This window comes from Stenotrophomonas sp. SAM-B, assembly GCF_013387485.1.
GTDB classification, from domain to species: Bacteria; Pseudomonadota; Gammaproteobacteria; order Xanthomonadales; family Xanthomonadaceae; genus Stenotrophomonas; species Stenotrophomonas maltophilia_AA.
The window spans coordinates 1-426 of sequence record NZ_JABBXB010000058.1 but is presented as its reverse complement, the minus strand read 5'-3'; the positions used below and the strand labels follow the sequence as shown (position 1 = coordinate 426).

Annotated in this window: 1 rRNA gene; it reads left to right on the top strand. The window is 54.7% G+C overall.

The annotated features are described in order from the left end of the window. A 16S ribosomal RNA gene (locus tag HH110_RS19225) occupies positions 1-426 on the top strand; the annotation flags it as partial.

The window sequence follows — 426 nt, the reverse complement described above, 5'->3', positions numbered from 1 at the left end:
AGCAGTGGGGAATATTGGACAATGGGCGCAAGCCTGATCCAGCCATGCCGCGTGAGTGATGAAGGCCCTAGGGTTGTAAAGCTCTTTTGTGCGGGAAGATAATGACGGTACCGCAAGAATAAGCCCCGGCTAACTTCGTGCCAGCAGCCGCGGTAATACGAAGGGGGCTAGCGTTGCTCGGAATCACTGGGCGTAAAGCGTACGTAGGCGGGTCTTTAAGTCAGGGGTGAAATCCTGGAGCTCAACTCCAGAACTGCCTTTGATACTGAGGATCTTGAGTCCGGGAGAGGTGAGTGGAACTGCGAGTGTAGAGGTGAAATTCGTAGATATTCGCAAGAACACCAGTGGCGAAGGCGGCTCACTGGCCCGGTACTGACGCTGAGGTGCGAAAGCGTGGGGAGCAAACAGGATTAGATACCCCTGTAG